This window comes from Wenyingzhuangia sp. IMCC45467, from assembly GCF_054111205.1.
Window position 1 is genome coordinate 1,279,695 of sequence record NZ_CM134196.1, and the last position, 15,379, is coordinate 1,295,073.

Sequence of the window (15,379 nt, forward strand, 5' to 3'; positions counted from 1 at the left end):
AAAGTAGTGTCTTAAACAAAAACTTCAACATATTTTCTTCTTCTTATTTGTAAGAAAAAGTCCTTTTTTAAGACGAACAGTTTTTAAATAAAATAATTAAAACTCTTACTTATGAGAATTCTTAAAATACTTTTTGTATGTTCTTTAATATGGTCTTGCCAATCCAAAAACAAACAATCGGAAAAAGCAATACAAACAAATAAAACAACACAAGACACTCCCTTTAAATTTAAAAACAAAGGGCATGAATTGGTTCACAAAATGGTTCAAAAAACAGGTACTTACCAAGATTTAAAACAATTAAAAGATGTTGAATATAATTACACCTATACAACTCCAGATCATAAAAAAGATAGTGTTACCGAAAAGTATATTTTTGATGGAGAACTTTCATACGGAAAGTACCACATACATCAAAGAACACTAGCTAATATAGATGGAGCTTTTGAACAAGGATATAATGGTAGTTCTTTTTGGATAAAACAAAACGGAAATTATATTCATGACAAAACAGCTATAGACAAAACAACCTTTAATAGAAAAACTAATTTTTATTGGTTTACTATGTTTCAAAAATTGTTAGATCCAGGTGTAAACTATCAATTTTTAAACGAAGTTAATATCCAAGGAAAAAACTATGATATAGTTAAAATAACTTTTGATACTGAAAACAACAAACCAACCGATATTTACCAACTATACATTAATAAAAACACAGGTTTAGTAGATCAATTCTTATTTACGGTGGTTGATTATGGTGTTGTGGAAACACCTTTATTAATGAAAGTAGAATATGAAAAAGTCAATGGAATATTAATTCCAACCAAAAGAAAATATACCCAAGCCACTTGGGATGCAAAAAATTTAACCGAAAACTGGATACATGTACACTGGTCCAACATAAAGTTTAACAACGAATTAACAGAAGAACTTTTTAACGCTAATAAATAAAAAGTTATAATAATTAAATACAAGCCTCATCCATTTTTGTCTGAGGCTTTTTTTATATTTAATCCTATGAAAAACTTGGTTATTTTAACAGGTGCAGGTATAAGTGCCGAAAGTGGAATTAAAACATTTAGAGACAGTAATGGCCTGTGGGAAAACCACGATGTTATGGAAGTTGCTTCTATTAACGGATGGTACCAAAACCCAACTTTGGTTTTAAATTTTTACAACCAAAGAAGAGCACAAGCAGAAACAGTAAAACCCAATACTGCTCATCAATTTTTAGCAAATTTACAAACACAATACAATGTGCAAATTATTACGCAAAACGTAGATGATTTGCATGAACGTGCAGGCTCAAAAAATATAACTCATTTACATGGAAAATTGTCTGAAGCTAAAAGTGAAATTAACCCTAACTATATTATTGATATCACTGGAAAAGAAATAAAACTAGGTGATGTTTGTCCAAATGGACATCAACTAAGACCAAATATTGTTTGGTTTGGAGAAGAAGTTCCTATGCTTGATAAAGCTGCTAAAATATGTAAAACTGCTGATGTTTTTGTAATTATTGGAACTAGTTTACAAGTCTATCCCGCTGCAGGATTGATTCATAATGTACCTAATAATTGTCCTGTTTTTATTATAGACCCTAAGGTTGATAAAATTAATGTTCCAAATCATTTTAGTTGCATAAAAGCCACAGCTGTAGAAGGAGTAAAAATTTTAGAAAAACAACTGAAATAATGACTCTATTAGACAAATTAAAACATCAATATCAAGGATTTAAAAATCAACCAAATTTGTGGAAAGAATCTACTTTTTTTAATTATCCACAAATAGAAGTACCTTTTGTAGAAAACATAGACTTTGCCACTATAGACACTAGTAAACATCAAAGATTGGGGAAACTTGTAGAAGTTTTTTATCAAAAAAACTTAGAAAGTCTTAAAGATTATGAGCCTATAAAAAACAACGTACAAATTCAAATAGACAAACATCAAACTTTAGGAGAGTTAGATTTTGTTTGCAATACTCCAAACGGTATTCATCATATAGAATTAACCTATAAATTTTACTTGTATAAAACCAATATTCCATATGAAATAGATCGCTGGGTAGGCCCTAATTTAAAAGATTCTTTGATTAAAAAACTTGAAAAATTGCAGGACAAACAATTCCCTATGTTACATCATCCTATTGCTAGAGAACTTTTTAAAAACAAAGGTTTAAATGTTAATGACATAAAACAATCTGTACATTTTAAGGCACAGTTATACATTCCGTTAAGTTTAATGAATCACACTTTTCCACATATCAACAATAATTGTATCAAAGGATATTACATCAGTTATAAAGAGATAGATTATTTATTTCCATTGGCCTTATATCACGTTCCCGTTAAACAGGATTGGCTAATTGCTCCAGAACATAATATGGATTGGATTCCTTTTGTAGAGGCAAAACCCATTATTTTAGAGCAAATTTCGGTCAATCACAGTCCGCTTGTTTGGATCAAACGAGGAAATATTTACGAACGTTTTTTTATTACCTTCTGGTAGAGGCTAAGCCTCCTTTATTATTAGCGTAGCAATGTAAAAGAAAAAACTATTACTTTGATTAAAAACAAAACCTAATAATTATCTCTAGATATAGTTATCCATACGCTAGTTACTCAAACTGACATAATAAGTATATTTGTCTAAAATCAACCCTCCATGCATCCAAAAAATCCTTTTCAAAAAGATTATCATTTTGATGAATTATGTCTTTCAAACCCTGAATTACAAAAGCATTTTTTTGTGAATGAATTCGGTAATAAAACCATCAAATTTGGAAATAAAAATGCTATTAAGGAACTTAACAAAGCTTTATTAAAGCATCAATATCAATTAAAATTTTGGGATATTCCAGAAAACAATCTTTGCCCACCTATTCCTGGTAGGCTAGATTATTTATTGCATATAAATGATTTGTTAGACCCAAAAAAAGACATTCATTTATTAGATATTGGTACTGGTGCTAATTTAATATACCCTATTTTAGGAACTTGTCATTTTAACTGGACATGTACTGCTAGTGAGGTTGACAAAACTTCACTAAAAAATGCTCAAAAAATTATAGATGAAAATAAATTGAGTAATCTAGAATTAAGACCTCAACAGTTTAAAAATTCCATTTTAGAAAACATCATTCAACCCAATGACTATTTTGATGTGATAGTATGTAATCCACCGTTTTTTAAAAATGCTTTTGATGCTGCAAAAAAGAATGATAGAAAGGTAAAAAACCTACAACTTAAAGAAGATTCTAAATTAAATTTTGGAGGGGTCTCCAACGAACTTTGGTACAAAGGAGGAGAAGAAGCTTTTATTAAAAAAATGGTTATAGAAAGTGTACTGTTTAAAAATCAAGTAGGTTGGTTTACAAGCCTAGTATCACAAAAAGAAAACTTAAAAAACATTAAAAGAGCCATTAATAAAACCAATCCTACAGAAGTTAAAATTGTAGACATGGAACAAGGAAATAAAAAAAGTAGATTTATTGCTTGGAGATATCAATAAAAAAATCCCTTCTCTAATGAAAGAGAAGGGAAAACTAACTAAACTATCTTTCTTAATTATGAAAAACTATAAACCAACAATAGTTTTTAATAACGACAAATTAAAATTTATCCGAAAGACCTTAAATATTTTCATTAATAATATTTTCAAACAATTCTTGCTTACCACTAATGCTTGGTAATTCACCATTTTCTTTTGCAATAGTATATAAATCTTCAAAAGTTAATTTACCTTCTTCAAAAGCTTTTCCGTTTCCAGAATCAAAAGAAGCATAACGTTTTTCTCTTAAAGCATCGTATTGAGATTCTCTAATAATTTTATCAGCAACCAATAAACCTCTTGCAAAAGTATCTGCACCACCAATGTGTGCTAAGAAAGCATCTTCTAAATCTGTAGAGTTTCTTCTGATTTTAGCATCAAAGTTTACTCCACCTCCTTGTAAACCACCAGCTTTTAAGAAAACCAACATAGCTTCTGCTGTTTCTTGAATATTATTTGGGAATTGATCTGTATCCCATCCGTTTTGGTAATCTCCACGGTTAGCATCAATACTTCCTAACATTCCTGCTTGTGCAGCCACATCCATTTCGTGTTGCATAGTGTGACTAGCCAAAGTTGCGTGATTTACCTCTAAGTTGATTTTAAAGTCATCTTGCAAACCGTGCTTGTTTAAGAAACCTATTACCGTTGCGGCATCAAAATCGTACTGATGTTTGGTTGGTTCCATTGGTTTAGGCTCAATAAAGAAATTTCCTTTAAACCCTTTTCCACGAGCGTAATCTTTAGCCAATCCTAAAAATTGTCCCATGTGGTTTAATTCACGTCCCATATCTGTATTCAATAAAGACATGTAACCTTCACGTCCTCCCCAGAACACATAGTTTTCTCCACCTAGTTCCATGGTAGCATCTAAAGCTAATTTAATTTGCGCTCCAGCTCTTGCTACTACATCAAAATTTGGGTTAGTTGCTGCTCCGTTCATGTAACGTGGATTAGAAAAACAGTTTGCTGTTCCCCATAATAATTTTACACCACTTTCTTCTTGTTTCTTTTTTAAATAAGGAACAATTACTTTTAATCTTGCCTCTAACTCTTCAAAAGAATCTCCTTCTTGAATTAAATCAATATCGTGAAAACAGTAGTAGTCAAATCCCATTTTTGTAATAAATTCAAAAGCGGCATCTGCTTTGTCTTTTGCAGCCTGAATTGGGTCTGGGTTTTGATCCCATTCAAAATTTTGAGTTCCTGGTCCAAAAGGATCAGAACCTTGTCCACAGAAAGTATGCCAGTAAGCAATAGAAAACTTAAAGTGTTCTCTCATTGTTTTTCCTGCCACTACCTGATCTGGATTGTAATATTTATACGCTAAAGGATTTTTAGACTCCTTACCTTCAAACTTAATTTCTCCAATTCCTGGGAAATATTCTTTGTTTCCTATGGTTAATTTTGACATGATATATTATTTTAACTTTATTTCTAATGATGTAAGCCATTTATCGTATGCTTTTTGATAAGCCTCTAATTTTGATAAATCTGCTTGATATTTTTTAAGGATATTTTCTTCTGCAAAAGCATCTTCTAAACTTTTTATTTCTCCTGCTCCAAATCCTGCTCCAATAGCTGCACCTACAGCTCCATTGGTTTCTTTTACTTGAATTTCGGCATTGGTTAAAGTGGCGATAGTGGTCGCAAAAATTTCAGATTGAAACATATTATCACTTCCTACTTTTATCACGCTTGGAGACAGCCCTAATTCCTTCATACATTTAATTCCGTATACAAAAGAAAAGGCAATTCCTTCTAAACATGCTCTTACCATATGAGCTAATTTGTGTTTGGTAAATTGCAAACCATCAAACTGAGCACCAATAATTTTGTTTTGCAACATACGTTCTGCACCATTTCCAAATGGTAAAAAAGACAAACCGTTTGCCCCAACCTCAACAGAAGATGCCAAGGTTTCTAACTCAAAATAATCTTTATCTACTGCTAAATTATTTCTTAACCAGGCATAAGCACTACCCGTTCCATTAATACACAAAAGAACTCCTAACCTACGTGCATCTCTTGTATGATTAATATGTGCAAAAGTATTTACTCTGTTATTTGGATCGTATTTTAGTTGATCTACCACTCCATAAACAACTCCTGATGTTCCTCCAGTTGCAGCAATTTCTCCAGGGTTTAAAACATTTAAAGAAAAAGCATTGTTAGGTTGATCTCCTGCTCTGTAAGAAACTACAGCATTTGGGTTGAATCCAAATTCCTTTGTCATTTCAGCGGTTATTTGTCCTTGATTGGCAAATACAGGAACTATTTCTGGTATTAAATCTCCATCAAAACCATAGTGATTCATAATGGTATCACTTAATTGTTCTTTTTTAAAATCCCAAAAAATCCCTTCGGATAAACCTGTATTGGTGGTGGTATGTTTTCCTGTGAATTTATAAGCAATAAAATCACCAGGTAACATTATTTTTTTGATGGTTTTATAAACCTCTGGTTCGTTTTCTTGAATCCATTTTAATTTAGAAGCCGTAAAATTCCCAGGAGAATTTAACAAACTTTCTAAACATTTTTCTGATCCAATTTCTTTAAAAGCTTTGTTTCCAACTTCTACTGCTCTACTATCACACCAAATAATAGCAGGTCTTGCAGGTTCATTCTCGGCAGTTAAAGTTACCAAACCATGCATTTGATATGCCACTCCAATAGCCACAACCTCATTTCTATTTGCTGGAGTTTTATCAAAAAGAATATCTGTTACTTTTTTAATGTTTGCCCACCAATCATTAGGATGTTGTTCTGCCCAATTTTCTTGTGGAGCATCAATAGGCATTTCTCTTTCTGGATATTGAGCTGTAGCCAAAACTTTTTTTGTTTTGCTATTAACCAAAGAAGCCTTTACCGATGAACTTCCTAAATCATAACCTATTAACAACATATTTTACATTTTATAATTATCTACCTAATCAAACTTAGTTTACAACTTAAACTAAGCAAATATATAGAGTATTTTTTTCAGAACAAACAAATACTTAGTTTATTTATAAAACTATCCTTAATTTATTTATTTTTACTATTGTATTTTTACAAATATTTAAAAATATTAATATGATTTATAACTCTGTAGATTGTGTCATCTTTGGTTTTAAAGATGAAAAACTAAAAGTGCTGTTAATAAAACGTAGTAATGAACCTCAAAAAGGATTGATGGCTTTGCCTGGTGATTTTTTAGATTCAGAAGTTAGTATATATGATAGTGCTCAAAACACATTAAAAGAGTTGACCTCATTAGAAAATATTTACTTAGAACAAATTAGAGCGTTTGGAGAAATAAATAGATATCCAGGAAAAAGAGTGATAACCATTAGTTATTATGCTCTAATTAATATAGAACATTATACACCTCAACCTGGTTATACTGCCGAAAAATTAGAATGGTGCGATATTGATGCTTTACCAGAGCTAGCCTTTGACCATAAAAGCATTATTAATATTGCTCATAAAAGGCTTAAAAGAAGAGTACGTACTGAACCTATTGGTTTTAATTTATTACCAGAAGAGTTTAGTTTAACCAATTTGCAACAGCTTTATGAAGCAATTTTACAACTAGATTTAAACAAACGTAACTTTAGAACCAAAATCAATCAAATGAAGTTATTGATTGACTCAGGAAAAAAGCAAGAAAATGTTGCTCATAAACCTGCTAAACTATATCGTTTTGATGAAAACATTTATGAAAAATTAAAAGAAGATGGGTTTTACTTTAACTTATAATTTTATCATAACTAAAAAAGCCAAAAAATTGTGAAACATAATTTTTTGGCTTTTTTTTAATTGTAAAGATTTACTTACAAATCCATTTCCTTTAAATTTTCTACTTTGTTTCTTTCTAAAAAAGCATCAATAGTTTCAAAATGTTCTACCACTCTTTGTTCCTTAAACTCATATACTTTTTGAGACAATCCTTTTAAGAAATCTCTATCGTGAGAAACTAAAATTAAAGTTCCATCAAAGTTTTGCAAAGCTTCTTTAATTACATCTTTAGAACGAAGATCTAAGTGGTTGGTAGGCTCATCTAAAATTAAAACATTTACAGGTTCTAATAATAATTTTACCATAGCCAAACGTGTTTTTTCTCCTCCAGATAACACGCCTACTTTTTTCTCAATATCGTCTCCCTTAAACATAAAGGCTCCCAAAATATTTTTTATTTGAGTTCTGATATCGCCCACGGCAACATTGTCAACCGTTTCAAAAATGGTTAAATCATTATCTAATAAAGATGCTTCGTTTTGAGCAAAATATCCCACTTTAGCATTGTGACCTAATCCACATGAACCTTCAAAATCTATTTGTCCCATAATAGCTTTTATCATAGTAGATTTCCCTTGTCCATTCTGACCTACAAAACTTACCTTTTCTCCTCTGGCAATAGCCATATTGGCATCTTTAAAAATAACATGATCTCCATATGATTTACTCATGTTTTCTACCTTAACAGGATAATCTCCTGAACGAGGTGATGGGGGAAAACGAAGCCTTAATGATGAAGTATCTACCTCATCAACTTCTATAATTTCCATTTTTTCTAGCATTCTTTTTCTTGAGGCTACTGAAGAGGCTTTAGAATAAGTTCCTTTAAAACGTTCAATATACAATTTGTTATCAGCAATCATTTTTTGTTGCTCATCATAAGCTTTTTGCTGATTGGCTCTACGTTCTTTACGTAACTCTAAATAATGAGAATAATTGGCTTTATAATCATATACTTTACCCATAGAAACCTCTAAAGTTCTATTGGTAATATTATCAACAAAAGCCTTATCGTGAGAAATGACAATTACTGCTTTTGCTTTGTTTAATAAAAAGTTTTCTAACCAAATAACAGATTCAATATCTACGTGGTTGGTAGGCTCATCTAATAAAATTAAATCTGGTTTTTTCAACAGAATTTTAGCCAACTCAATACGCATTCTCCATCCTCCACTAAATTCAGAAGTAGGTCTGTTAAAATCTTTATGTGTAAACCCTAATCCTTTTAATGCAACCTCTACTTCGGCTTCGTAATTTACTTCTTCTAAAGCATAGTATTTTTCTCCTAAATCTGATACACGTTCAATAATTTTCATGTATTCATCAGATTCATAATCTGTTCTGGTTTCTAACTGCTTATTTAAGTCTTCCATTTCAGATTTCATAGAAAAAACCTCATCAAAAGCTTTAGAAGCTTCTTCTACAACTGTACAATCATCATCCATTAGCAAATGCTGTGGCAAATATGCTATAACAGTATCTTTAGGACAACGAATTCCTCCACGTGTAGGGGTTTGCATTCCTGCAATAATTTTCATCATGGTAGACTTTCCTGCTCCGTTTTTACCCATTAAGGCAATTTTATCATTTTCATTTATCACAAAAGAGACATCACTAAAAAGGGTATGCCCGCTAAACTCTACTGCTAAATTATCTACAGAAATCATAAAAGTAATTTTTAAAGCACCAAAAGTACAAAAAAGAAACCCTAGACTAATGTCTAGGGCTCCCCTATTTTATACGTGAAATAAATTAAAAACTTGCCATTCCTGACTAATGAAATGGCAAGAGATAACTAGAAACTATTAAAACTAGCTTAGTATTTAAGCATAGGATAATACATATTAAAAACCTGCAAAGTATTGATGTTTTATATCATAAATTAAACTCTATCATGAAAATAAAACTTAAAAAATTATCAACTTGAGATGTGTTCAACCTAATCCAATATTGATATATAATAGCGTTTATAAGCTCTATATAACTAACAAATATTTAAAAAACCTCCCAATTCTTTATTCTACATTTGCTTATTTAATAATACACAACACTCTACAGGTAACTTTATTTTATTTTGATTGACATCAATTAAAAACACTACGTAAACAAAACTAAGTATTTATACTTGCAAAACTAAGTAATAATTATAGTTATACCAAAGATTAAGTTTGTTTTTTTATTTTTTCTTATTTCAGTAATACCAATTAACTAACAACATAAAAAAGTCTTGATTAAATTAATAATCAAGACTTTGATGTTTTATATTATATTAACTTATAAAATTATGCTGTTTCTATATTATTAGCTGCTGCAACAACTCTTTCATCTTCTTGAGAAAACTTAATGGTTAATGCAATAGCTGCAGTAATTACAACCAAAACACCAATAATAAAATAACCACTAGAGACCGCACTTGAAGATGCTGCTGCTTGTGCCGATTTTATAACTTCTGTTGTTGCTCCTTTGGTAGCAAAAATAGCTTCTTTTTCTGCTACTGCTGATTTTGACTTCAGTAAAATAGCAGCTAAAAATGCACCTACATTACCACCTGCACCAACAATACCACTAATAGATCCAATGGCTTTTTTATTAATAAAAGGTACTACTGAAAATGTTGCTCCTTCTGCCATTTGTACGGACAAACTAAAACAGATTAAGAATATAAAAGCTACAATAAAGTTTTGTGCTCCAGAAAAAGTAGCCAACATTAATCCTTCTATAGTTAAAATAACAGATAAGAAAAGTACTCTACCTCTTAAACCTTTTAACTTTCCAAATTTATCTCCAAAGAAACCTCCTAAAGTTCTTGCAAAAATATTCATTAAAGCAAAAGATAAAACTAAGTTACCAGCAGTAACTCTTTCTAACTGAAAAGTGTTTTGTAAGTAATCATCCATAGTTCCATAAACTGTTAACTCCATACCAAAACTAGCAGCATATACTAAAAATAAAATCCAAACACGGTAATCTTTAACCGCCACCATAAATCCAGCTTCATCTTTTTTAAGCTCTGGCATATCACCCGATGCTTTTAAATCTTTAAAATTTCCTTCTGGTGTATCTTGTGTAAAAAAGTAATAAACCAATCCCATTAAAAAACAAATACTACCAGCAACAATCATAGAATATCTCCATGCTTCAGTCTCGGCAACACCAAAACTAACCACTGCAGCAGCAATTAAAGGCATACCTAAACGGTTAGCTCCACCTCCTAAATTACCCCATCCGGCAGAAGTAGCATTGGCTGTACCTACAATATTAGGTGCAAACATTATTGAAGTATGAAATTGTGTAATTACAAACGATGCTCCAATAAAACCAATAAACAATCTACACACTAAAAACTGTAATGGAGTTTGTACAAAACCTATGGTAATAACAGGAATTGCTCCCAACATTAACAACCAAGTATAACACAAACGTGGTCCATATTTATCACATAATTTACCTATTAACAATCGTGCAAAAACAGTTCCTGTAACAGCCAAAATAATTGAATTCCATTTTTGATCTGGAGTCAATCCTAAATCTTTTACTACTGATGGCATAAATGGTACGATTCCAAACCATGAAAAGAAACACATAAAAAATGCGATGGAAGTAATCCAAAAAGTTTGTATTGGTTTACTTTTTAAATTAAATAAATCTAATTTTGTTGATTTTGCAGATACTGACATAATAATTCCTTTTTATTCCTTAAAAATTATAAATACGTAAAAAACTACGTATTTATACGTGCAAAAATACTAGACTAAAAACAATCTGAAACAATTTTTCTAATCAAATTTCAATAAACTGCTTAATAACATTAAAAAAACAAGTATTAATCAATAAAAAAACTGCTAAAAAACAGTTAATAGTGTTTTGGGTTAAAATTTTAGAATGTTAGTTTAATTTTACATCTTTGGTTAAACACAAAAATTACGTATGTCTATTAAAAATATCATCTCTAAAAGAAGAACACTAAAAGTTCTAAGTAACGAATCTCTTCCTATTAACAATAATGAAATTACTATTACCGAACTGCAAGAAATAATTACTTATGCTGGTAAAGCTCCATTTCATTACCCTGCTAATAAAGAAGTTTTAGAACATAGTAAATTAAAATCTATAGCTCCATGGAGATTTTATATTCTTAATACAGAAACCTGTAGAGATTTGGCTAAATATTATACCAACAACAATATTGATGGTGGAAAAATTATACAAATGTTATATTCAACTTCTGCATTAATTATGGCAACATGGATTCCAGAGCCTGATGAAAATAACAACATAGAGTTTAATCAAAAAAACATAGAACATGTAGCAGCCACAAGTGCCGCAATCCAAAATATATTGTTAATAGCTACTGAAAAAGATTATGAAACATATTGGTCTAGTGGTGGTAGTCTAAGAAATGATGCTTTAAAAACGGTGCTAAACATTCCTCTAAATGAACAGTTGTTAGCAAGTATTTTTATTTTTAACAAAGACAATATTAAAAAAACCAAACAAATTACGGGTGCATGGAGAGATCAACAAGGAGACATTAAAGACTTTAGTAGTTTTGTAACTATATAAAGTTAAACTTGTATTTTTGCACTACCAAAAAACTAATAATGAAAAACATTTTTTACATATTTCTTTTTGTATGTAGCACTCAATTATTTGCTCAAGAAATTGGAATTAGATTAGGAAGTTTTGGAACAAGTAGCGTAGCTATTGATGGTATTGTAAATTTTGAGGACTATACACGATTACATGGAGACATTACGTTTGGTAACGGAATTGGTGCCAATTTACTTTATGATTTTAAAGTAGCCCCCTTTAAAGAAAGTAATCCTAATTTTCAGTATTATTTTGGAGTAGGAATTGGTACTTTTATAGGAGATCCTTTTATATTAGGAGTAAACGGGGAAACTGGCATGGAATATATTTTTAGAAAAACTCCTATTACACTTGGTTTAGATTGGAGACCACAATTAAATATTCTTACCAAAACTTCTTTAGATATATTAAGAGTTGGTTTTAACATTCGTTATAGAATTAACGAATTATAATTAAAAACGAATGCAAAAAAAAATAAACATACAAAATAAAAGAGCTCGTTTTGAATATGAGATTCTTGATAAATACGTAGCCGGACTTGTATTAACGGGTACAGAAATAAAATCTATTAGATTGAGTAAAGCTCGTATTACAGATAGTTTTTGCGAGTTTAATGATCAAGGAGAATTATTTGCCATCAACATGTTTATAGAAGAATATTTATATGGAAACGCCTATAATCATAAACCTAAAAGTTCTCGTAAACTATTATTAAACAAAAAAGAACTAAAAAAACTAAATAAAGAAGTTCAAGCAGGTGGATTGACCATTGTACCTTTAAAAATGTTTTTAAATGATAAAGGTTTGGCTAAATTAGAAATAGCACTTTGTAAGGGTAAAAAACTATATGATAAAAGACAAACAATTAAAGATAGAGACAATAAAATATCATTAGACAGGGTAAAAAAATCTTATTAAATGATAAACATACTCCAGTTAATTAGGTGGAAAAACCTAATATTAATTAGCATCAGCCAAATTATTATTATATGGAGTGTGTTTTCTAAAGAACAATTTACAGTTCCTGTAATTATTTATATTTTATGTACGTTTTGCTTTGCTGCTGCTGGTAATATTATTAACGACATATTTGATATTATTTCTGATAATATAAACAAACCAAATAAGGTTATTATTAATAAATATATTAGCAAACAAAAAGCATACGTAATATATTTTGTTTTAAACACTTTAGGGTTATTCCTTACTTTATATGGAAGTTATCTTTTAAAAGATTTTAACTTTATTTTATACGGTCTAATAATAATAACATTGTTATACATTTACAGTGCCTACCTAAAAGGGACTTTAATTGTTGGTAATATTGTTATTGCTTTTTTCACCAGTTTGTCTTTGCTGTTTTTACTTTTAATTTTTAATAGTTCTACCAAACAAACAAACCTTATTTTAGTATTATCCTTATTTGCATTTTTAATCAATTGGATAAGAGAAATCATTAAAGACATTGAAGATATTAACGGAGATAATAATGCAAATCTTAAAACATTACCAATCATAATTGGTATTAAAAGAACCGTAAAACTAAGCAGCGTTCTTACCTTTATTACCATTATTTGTTTGGCTATTGTAATGTTTATAACCGATAAGATTTCATTAAAATTTTACATTTTCACCACTTTAATTCTTCCCCTATCTTATATTTTTATTATCTTAAAAAAGAGTCGTAAAAAAAACGATTTTTCTAATATCAGTAAAATTCTTAAACTCATTATAGTTTTTGGAATTTTTACAATACTTTTTACCTAAACATAAACTATATACATGCTAAAAGAAATTCTACAAAAATACAAAGTGATTTTAGGCTCTAAATCACCTAGAAGAAAACAGTTCTTACAAGATTTAAACATCCCTTTTGAAAGTAGAACCATTGATAGTCAAGAAATATATCCTCATCATTTTAAAGCAGAAGAAATTACAGAGTTTTTAGCGGAATATAAATCTAATGCTATTCATTTAAATGATGATGAATTACTCATTACTGCCGATACCATTGTTTGGTCCAATAATAAAGCCTTAGAAAAACCTAAAAACAACTTAGATGCTTATAATATGTTAGAAGAACTATCTAACAACAGTCATCAAGTAATCACTTCTGTTTGTATTGCTACTACTAAAAAAACAAAAGTCTTTACTGACAAAACAACAGTTTATTTTAAAGAATTAACACCTAAAGAAATTAACTATTATATTGACAACTACAAACCATTTGATAAAGCTGGTAGTTACGGAATACAAGAGTGGATTGGAATGATTGGTGTAACCAAAATTGAAGGTAGTTATGCAAACGTAGTTGGCTTACCTGTTCAAAAGTTATATAATGAGCTTAAAAACTTTTAATATTATTCCTGTAACCATATAAAATTATTACTTTTGCCGACAATTAAATGTTAGAACTGTAAAATGAAAAAATACACTTACACAGAGAAAAAAGATACTCGTTCAGGTTTTGGTGCTGGTTTGGCTCATTTAGGAAGAACAAATCCTAATGTTGTAGCGTTATGTGCCGATTTAATTGGTTCATTAAAAATGAATGAATTTATTAAAGAAAATCCTGAAAGATTTTTCCAAATTGGTATTGCAGAAGCTAACATGATGGGAATTGCTGCTGGATTAACTATTGGTGGAAAAATTCCTTTTACAGGAACTTTTGCTGCATTTTCTACAGGTCGTGTTTACGACCAAATTAGACAGTCTATTGCTTATTCTGATAAAAATGTAAAAATTTGTGCTTCTCATGCTGGTTTAACTTTAGGAGAAGATGGTGCTACTCACCAAATATTAGAAGATCTTGGATTGATGAAAATGATTCCAGGAATGACTGTAATTAATACTTGTGATTACAACCAAACTGAAGCTGCTACTATTGCTATTGCAGAACATGAAGGACCTGTTTATTTACGTTTTGGTAGACCAGTAGTGCCTATTTTTATGCCTAAGTTTGATGATACTGCTAACGAGAATAAATTTGTAATTGGTAAAGGAATTCAAATGACTGAAGGAAATGATGTAACTATTGTTGCAACAGGTCACTTGGTTTGGGAAGCATTACAAGCAGCAGAACAATTAGAAAAAGAAGGAATTACTGCCGAAGTAATTAATATTCACACAATCAAACCTTTAGACGAAGAGTTGATTTTAAAATCTGTTGGTAAAACTGGATGTGTTGTTACTGCAGAAGAGCACAATATTATTGGTGGATTAGGAGAAAGCGTTGCTAGAACATTAGCAACAAACAGTCCTGCTCCTCAAGAATTTGTAGGTACTCAAGATACTTTTGGAGAATCTGGTACACCTGCTCAATTAATGGAAAAATACAATTTAAATGCTGCTGCTATTGTTGCAGCCTCTAAAAAAGTGATTAAAAGAACATAATCTTTTAAAACTTAATAAAACCAAAAAAGGCATCCAATTGGATGCCTTTTTTAATATCAATT

15 protein-coding genes are annotated in these 15,379 nt (G+C 30.2%); 11 read left to right on the forward strand and 4 right to left on the reverse strand.

The genetic code is table 11. The features are described 5' to 3' along the window. The first annotated feature begins 111 nt into the window (after positions 1-111). The 4 genes from ACXGQT_RS05445 (at position 112) to rlmF (ending at position 3,515) form a co-directional block, all read left to right on the forward strand. On the forward strand, positions 112-951 hold the full coding sequence (locus ACXGQT_RS05445; RefSeq protein WP_457830391.1) for a hypothetical protein: 840 nt from the start codon (positions 112-114) through the stop codon (positions 949-951). A gap of 66 nt (positions 952-1,017) precedes the next feature. Next, complete coding sequence (locus tag ACXGQT_RS05450; protein ID WP_457830392.1) at positions 1,018-1,698, forward strand: Sir2 family NAD-dependent protein deacetylase; 681 nt, start codon at positions 1,018-1,020, stop codon at positions 1,696-1,698. Beyond that, positions 1,698-2,513, forward strand: coding sequence for a DUF1853 family protein (locus ACXGQT_RS05455; protein WP_457830393.1), 816 nt, complete (start codon positions 1,698-1,700; stop codon positions 2,511-2,513). Before ACXGQT_RS05450 ends, ACXGQT_RS05455 begins: the two co-directional genes overlap by 1 nt. A 156-nt stretch (positions 2,514-2,669) precedes the next feature. Then, positions 2,670-3,515 carry a 23S rRNA (adenine(1618)-N(6))-methyltransferase RlmF gene (gene rlmF / locus ACXGQT_RS05460; RefSeq protein ID WP_457830394.1) on the forward strand — a complete coding sequence of 282 codons (846 nt, stop codon included), beginning with the start codon at positions 2,670-2,672 and terminating at the stop codon, positions 3,513-3,515. Between the two features lie 121 nt (positions 3,516-3,636). On the opposite strand, the gene xylA is transcribed toward rlmF, so the two are convergent. Together xylA and ACXGQT_RS05470 are read right to left on the reverse strand one after the other, a co-directional pair. After that, positions 3,637-4,968, reverse strand: coding sequence for a xylose isomerase (xylA, locus tag ACXGQT_RS05465; RefSeq protein WP_457830395.1), 1,332 nt, complete (start codon positions 4,966-4,968; stop codon positions 3,637-3,639). A gap of 6 nt (positions 4,969-4,974) precedes the next feature. Beyond that, entirely contained in the window at positions 4,975-6,459 is a 1,485-nt protein-coding gene (locus ACXGQT_RS05470) for a xylulokinase (protein WP_457830396.1), read from the reverse strand. Between the two features lie 170 nt (positions 6,460-6,629). Here ACXGQT_RS05470 and ACXGQT_RS05475 point away from each other — a divergent pair, with 170 nt between their 5' ends. Beyond that, entirely contained in the window at positions 6,630-7,295 is a 666-nt protein-coding gene (locus ACXGQT_RS05475; protein ID WP_457830397.1) for an NUDIX hydrolase, read from the forward strand. A 74-nt stretch (positions 7,296-7,369) separates the two neighbouring features. On the opposite strand, the gene ACXGQT_RS05480 is transcribed toward ACXGQT_RS05475, so the two are convergent. After that, entirely contained in the window at positions 7,370-9,001 is a 1,632-nt protein-coding gene (locus ACXGQT_RS05480) for an ABC-F family ATP-binding cassette domain-containing protein (protein ID WP_457830398.1), read from the reverse strand. A 615-nt stretch (positions 9,002-9,616) separates the two neighbouring features. Beyond that, positions 9,617-11,011, reverse strand: coding sequence for an MFS transporter (locus ACXGQT_RS05485; RefSeq protein ID WP_457830399.1), 1,395 nt, complete (start codon positions 11,009-11,011; stop codon positions 9,617-9,619). A gap of 250 nt (positions 11,012-11,261) precedes the next feature. Here ACXGQT_RS05485 and ACXGQT_RS05490 point away from each other — a divergent pair, with 250 nt between their 5' ends. The 6 genes from ACXGQT_RS05490 to ACXGQT_RS05515 all read left to right on the forward strand — a co-directional run bounded on the left by ACXGQT_RS05490 (position 11,262) and on the right by ACXGQT_RS05515 (position 15,317). Then, positions 11,262-11,897, forward strand: coding sequence for a nitroreductase family protein (locus tag ACXGQT_RS05490; RefSeq protein WP_457830400.1), 636 nt, complete (start codon positions 11,262-11,264; stop codon positions 11,895-11,897). 38 nt (positions 11,898-11,935) lie between these two features. Then, entirely contained in the window at positions 11,936-12,376 is a 441-nt protein-coding gene (locus ACXGQT_RS05495; protein ID WP_457830401.1) for a hypothetical protein, read from the forward strand. A 10-nt stretch (positions 12,377-12,386) separates the two neighbouring features. Further along, complete coding sequence (gene smpB, locus ACXGQT_RS05500; protein WP_457830402.1) at positions 12,387-12,842, forward strand: SsrA-binding protein SmpB; 456 nt, start codon at positions 12,387-12,389, stop codon at positions 12,840-12,842. Continuing rightward, positions 12,843-13,691: a UbiA family prenyltransferase gene (locus ACXGQT_RS05505; RefSeq protein ID WP_457830403.1), complete on the forward strand. Its 849-nt coding sequence runs from the start codon at positions 12,843-12,845 to the stop codon at positions 13,689-13,691. A 15-nt stretch (positions 13,692-13,706) separates the two neighbouring features. Beyond that, positions 13,707-14,282 (forward strand): Maf family nucleotide pyrophosphatase, encoded by a 576-nt coding sequence (locus ACXGQT_RS05510; RefSeq protein WP_457830404.1) that lies wholly within the window; start codon positions 13,707-13,709, stop codon positions 14,280-14,282. A 63-nt stretch (positions 14,283-14,345) separates the two neighbouring features. Continuing rightward, positions 14,346-15,317 carry a transketolase family protein gene (locus ACXGQT_RS05515; protein ID WP_457830405.1) on the forward strand — a complete coding sequence of 324 codons (972 nt, stop codon included), beginning with the start codon at positions 14,346-14,348 and terminating at the stop codon, positions 15,315-15,317. Positions 15,318-15,379 lie beyond the last annotated feature (62 nt).

Coding starts and splice junctions, on each gene's coding strand:
- ACXGQT_RS05495 (WP_457830401.1), top strand. CDS start 11,936: ATGAAAAACATTTTTTACATATTTCTTTTTGTATGTAGCACTCAATTA.
- ACXGQT_RS05470 (WP_457830396.1), bottom strand. CDS start 6,459: ATGTTGTTAATAGGTTATGATTTAGGAAGTTCATCGGTAAAGGCTTCT.
- ACXGQT_RS05445 (WP_457830391.1), top strand. CDS start 112: ATGAGAATTCTTAAAATACTTTTTGTATGTTCTTTAATATGGTCTTGC.
- ACXGQT_RS05515 (WP_457830405.1), top strand. CDS start 14,346: ATGAAAAAATACACTTACACAGAGAAAAAAGATACTCGTTCAGGTTTT.
- ACXGQT_RS05510 (WP_457830404.1), top strand. CDS start 13,707: ATGCTAAAAGAAATTCTACAAAAATACAAAGTGATTTTAGGCTCTAAA.
- ACXGQT_RS05485 (WP_457830399.1), bottom strand. CDS start 11,011: ATGTCAGTATCTGCAAAATCAACAAAATTAGATTTATTTAATTTAAAA.
- ACXGQT_RS05490 (WP_457830400.1), top strand. CDS start 11,262: ATGTCTATTAAAAATATCATCTCTAAAAGAAGAACACTAAAAGTTCTA.
- rlmF (WP_457830394.1), top strand. CDS start 2,670: ATGCATCCAAAAAATCCTTTTCAAAAAGATTATCATTTTGATGAATTA.
- xylA (WP_457830395.1), bottom strand. CDS start 4,968: ATGTCAAAATTAACCATAGGAAACAAAGAATATTTCCCAGGAATTGGA.
- ACXGQT_RS05455 (WP_457830393.1), top strand. CDS start 1,698: ATGACTCTATTAGACAAATTAAAACATCAATATCAAGGATTTAAAAAT.
- smpB (WP_457830402.1), top strand. CDS start 12,387: ATGCAAAAAAAAATAAACATACAAAATAAAAGAGCTCGTTTTGAATAT.
- ACXGQT_RS05450 (WP_457830392.1), top strand. CDS start 1,018: ATGAAAAACTTGGTTATTTTAACAGGTGCAGGTATAAGTGCCGAAAGT.
- ACXGQT_RS05505 (WP_457830403.1), top strand. CDS start 12,843: ATGATAAACATACTCCAGTTAATTAGGTGGAAAAACCTAATATTAATT.
- ACXGQT_RS05480 (WP_457830398.1), bottom strand. CDS start 9,001: ATGATTTCTGTAGATAATTTAGCAGTAGAGTTTAGCGGGCATACCCTT.
- ACXGQT_RS05475 (WP_457830397.1), top strand. CDS start 6,630: ATGATTTATAACTCTGTAGATTGTGTCATCTTTGGTTTTAAAGATGAA.